This window comes from uncultured Caballeronia sp. (assembly GCF_964243625.1).
Classification (GTDB): Bacteria; Pseudomonadota; Gammaproteobacteria; order Burkholderiales; family Burkholderiaceae; genus Caballeronia.
On sequence record NZ_CAXTGZ010000622.1, the window covers coordinates 1 to 3,533 of the forward strand.

Below are 3,533 nucleotides of genomic sequence, written 5' to 3' on the forward strand. Positions count from 1 at the left end.
CCTTCACCGTTCCCACCAATCCGAGCGACAAGGGCGCGCGCGCGCCGAGCCTCGAGCCGCGCCAGTCGACCTGGATGATCTTGGCGTCGGTGGGATAAAACGGGCGGTACGGGAAATCGCAGCCGAGCAGCAGCAGCGTGTCGCAGGACATCATGGCGTGATAACCCGAGCTGAAGCCGATCAGCCCCGTCATGCCGACGTCATACGGATTGTCCCATTCGATGAACTGCTTGCCGCGCATTGCATGCACGACCGGTGCGCCGAGCGCGTCCGCGAGTGCGACGACTTCGTCGTGCGCGCCGGCAGTGCCGCTGCCGCACATGAGCGTGACGGCGTCCGACTCGTTCAGCATGGCCGCGAGCCTTTCAATATCGATATCCGAAGGCAGGATGGTCGAAGGACCCGTCGACGACCACGATGGCGTCTCGGCAGGCGCTTCGCTCAACGCCACATCCCCTGGCAGCACGATCACCGCCACGCCGCGCTCTTCGATCGCCGTGCGCATTGCGCGGGCGAGCACGCGGGGAAATTGCGCGGCGTTCGAGACCAGCTCGACGTAATGGCTGCATTCCTTGAACAGTTCGGTAGGATGCGTTTCCTGGAAGTACCCGAGCCCGATCTCCGACGACGGAATATGCGCAGCGATCGCCAGGACGGGCTGCTGGTTCCTGTGGCAGTCGTACAAGCCGTTGATCAGATGCAGGTTGCCCGGGCCGCAACTGCCGGCGCAGACGGCGAGTTTTCCCGTCGACGCAGCGTCGGCGCCGGCCGCGAACGCCGCGACTTCCTCGTGCCGCGTGTGCATCCATTTGATCGAGCCGACCTGATCGAGGCTATAGGCAAGTCCGTTCAGGCTGTCGCCCGTCACGCCCCAGATTCGTTCGACGCCCGCTGCGGCCAATGTCTTCGCCAGAAATTCCGCGACCGTGTTTTTTGCCATGTCGTGCTCCTTGAGGAAAAAGAGGGGTGTCGAACCGATAATGCGTCAATGCGGTTTCAGCTTCCTTTCGTGGTTCGCGTGATTTGCGTAGCTCGTGTGATTCGTTCTCACTCGTTGGAAAAGCATAGACGGCAGTGGAAGGCATATCCATGAAAAATGGCCTTTCATGCGCGTTGCTAGAATGTGCGCCCGCCCTTCAATTCGCTTCACTTCACTTGAGCCAGGCAACGCCCCGATGGATCTCGAACGCATTCTCTTCACACAGGGCTTTGGCTCACGCCGGCAATGCCGCGCGCTGATCGCGGACGGGCGCGTGTCCATCGGCGGAGCGACATGCACCAATCCGGACACCACGATTACCCCGGATGCCTTGATGTCCTTCGAGTTCCATGTCGATGACGTCCGCTGGCAGTATCGCGAAAAAGCGTATCTGGTGCTGAACAAACCGCCAGGCTATGAATGCTCGCGGGACCCGCAGCATCATTTGAGCGTGTTCCATCTGCTGCCGCTGCAACTCGCAGAGCGTGGCGTGCAGTGCGTCGGACGGCTCGATCAGGACACGACCGGCCTGCTGCTTTTGTCCGACGATGGCGCGTTCGTCCATGCGTTCACATCGCCGAAAAAGAAAGTGCCGAAGGTCTACCTCGCAACCACCAAACATCCACTCGATGAGACCCAGCTCGGCGCGCTTCGCGAAGGCGTTCTTTTGCACGGCGAGTCGCAGCCGATCACCGCCGTCTCGGCAAATCAACGCGGCGAACGGCTGCTGGAACTGTCCGTGCTGGAGGGTAAGTATCACCAGGTCAAGCGCATGGTCGCGGCGTCGGGGAATCGCGTGGATGGACTGCATCGGGAACGCATTGGCGGCTATGCTTTGCCGCCCGACCTCGCTGAAGGCCAATGGCGCTGGCTGAACGACGCCGATCTCGCAATGCTCAGGCAAAGCTGATCGCCCTGCATCCATCCGGGCCGGCCAAACGTAAATCCTGGCATCCCTTCGCATCAAGAACTTCATGCCAGTACAACAAAAACGCCGTACCCTGATGCTCGGTCTCGCCAGCTTGTGCGCCACGGCGCTCGCCGCATGCAGCCCTGTCAGACTTTTGAACGCAGCGATTCCGTCGAGCGGTTATCGGAAAACGGCCGATATCGCCTACGGCTCGGACGAGGAACAGGAACTCGATGTCTACGTTCCCTCGCAGCCGGCCGCGCCGGGTGAAAAGCGCCCTGTCGTCGTGTTCTTTTACGGCGGAAGCTGGCAGAACGGCAGCCGCAGCAACTACCTTTTCGTAGCTCAGGCGCTGACCTCGCGTGGCTACGTAGCCGTGTTGCCCGATTACCGGAAGTATCCGGAGACGGCTTTTCCCGGTTTTGTCGATGACGCCGCTGCCGCCGTGCGCTGGGCCCGCGATCATGCGCAGGAATTCGGCGGCGATCCGGACCGCTTGTTCGTGATGGGCCATTCGGCCGGCGCGCATCTCGCGGCGTTGATTGCGACAGACCCGCGTTATCTGGCGTCGCAATCGATGTCGAAGGCCGATTTGCGCGGCGTGATCGGCCTCGCCGGACCTTACGATTTCCTGCCAATACAGGATCGCACGCTGCTCGATGTCTTCCCGGCCAGCACGCGTCCGGAAAGCCAGCCGGTCAACTACGTCACCGGCCACGAACCGCCGATGTTCCTTGCCGCCGGCACCGACGACACCACCGTCGATCCCGGCAACACCGACCGTCTCGCAGCGGTGCTGCGCAAACATGGTGATTCGGTGGAAGTGAAACACTACGACGGGTTCAGCCACGTTCGGATCGTTGCGGCGCTGGCGCTGCCCTTGCGGGGACGCTCGACCGTACTCGCGGATGTCTCGGCGTTCATCGATTCACGCTAGCTTTTTGTTAGCGTTGCAAAAACGCAAACACCGTAGCCGCACTGCAGCATGCCTTTCGTCGGACCAAAATCTATACTGCTTTCACGACTAATAAAAAAGCAGGAGGGCCGTCATGGCCGCCCACATGAGCCTTGCAATGATCGCGTTCGTGGCAATCAGCGTGGTGTTTATCGCCGGTTTGATGGTGACGATGCACCTTCGCCACCGTTACCAACCGAACCTGATCGGGGCGCTGATTGGCGCATTGCTGTGCTTCATCCTGCTGGAGACGCTGCCGGTTCTGATGTGACCTCAACGCGCTTCAAGAAGTCGTCGATGCTCGGATATCGCAACGCGTAACGCATCTCCTGACGCAATCGGGCGTTTTTCAAGCGTCGCGACTCGCGCATGAACGAGAGCATCATCGGTTCGAGTTGCGCTTCGGCTTCTTCGCGCGAAACGCGCGGGGCGCGCGGCAGCCCATAGGCGTCGGCGATGCGGTCGAAATAATCGCCCATGCGCAATTCACTGTCGTCCGATGCGTGCACCACACGCTGCGGCCGTCCACGCCGGATCGCCAGGACCATGATGGCCGCGAGATCGTCGGCATGAATGTGATTGGTGAAAACATCGTCCGCGGGCGCGAGAGCGGGCGTCCCCTTCTGCAACCTCGCAAGCGGCAAGCGGTTGCCCGCGTAAATGCCGGGAATCCGCACAATCGATGCACT

Annotated in this window: 4 protein-coding genes and 1 pseudogene; 3 read left to right on the top strand and 2 right to left on the bottom strand. The window is 61.2% G+C overall.

Going from position 1 to position 3,533, the window contains the following annotated elements; genetic code table 11:
* Nucleotides 1–940, bottom strand: a 940-nt coding sequence (locus ACFFAR_RS28160) for a thiamine pyrophosphate-binding protein (RefSeq protein ID WP_375508904.1), incomplete at its 3' end; no start/stop codon positions are given.
* 235 nt (nucleotides 941–1,175) lie between these two features.
* Between ACFFAR_RS28160 and ACFFAR_RS28165 the strand changes: the two genes are divergently transcribed.
* The 3 genes from ACFFAR_RS28165 (at nucleotide 1,176) to ACFFAR_RS28175 (ending at nucleotide 3,115) form a co-directional block, all read left to right on the top strand.
* Nucleotides 1,176–1,889 (top strand): pseudouridine synthase, encoded by a 714-nt coding sequence (locus ACFFAR_RS28165; protein WP_061998744.1) that lies wholly within the window; start codon nucleotides 1,176–1,178, stop codon nucleotides 1,887–1,889.
* A 64-nt stretch (nucleotides 1,890–1,953) separates the two neighbouring features.
* Nucleotides 1,954–2,826, top strand: coding sequence for an alpha/beta hydrolase (locus tag ACFFAR_RS28170; RefSeq protein WP_197672644.1), 873 nt, complete (start codon nucleotides 1,954–1,956; stop codon nucleotides 2,824–2,826).
* Between the two features lie 112 nt (nucleotides 2,827–2,938).
* Nucleotides 2,939–3,115, top strand: a complete 177-nt coding sequence (locus tag ACFFAR_RS28175; RefSeq protein ID WP_172811918.1) for a hypothetical protein — start codon at nucleotides 2,939–2,941, stop codon at nucleotides 3,113–3,115.
* Here ACFFAR_RS28175 and ACFFAR_RS28180 read toward each other — a convergent pair.
* Nucleotides 3,081–3,533 (bottom strand): annotated as a pseudogene (locus tag ACFFAR_RS28180) (SDR family NAD(P)-dependent oxidoreductase); the annotation flags it as partial. The gene ACFFAR_RS28175 and the pseudogene ACFFAR_RS28180 sit on opposite strands and share 35 nt — an antisense overlap.

What these genes read in the sequence shown, in the direction of transcription:
- ACFFAR_RS28175 (WP_172811918.1), top strand. Translation starts at nt 2,939, where the DNA reads ATGGCCGCCCACATGAGCCTTGCAATGATCGCGTTCGTGGCAATCAGC.
- ACFFAR_RS28170 (WP_197672644.1), top strand. Translation starts at nt 1,954, where the DNA reads ATGCCAGTACAACAAAAACGCCGTACCCTGATGCTCGGTCTCGCCAGC.
- ACFFAR_RS28165 (WP_061998744.1), top strand. Translation starts at nt 1,176, where the DNA reads ATGGATCTCGAACGCATTCTCTTCACACAGGGCTTTGGCTCACGCCGG.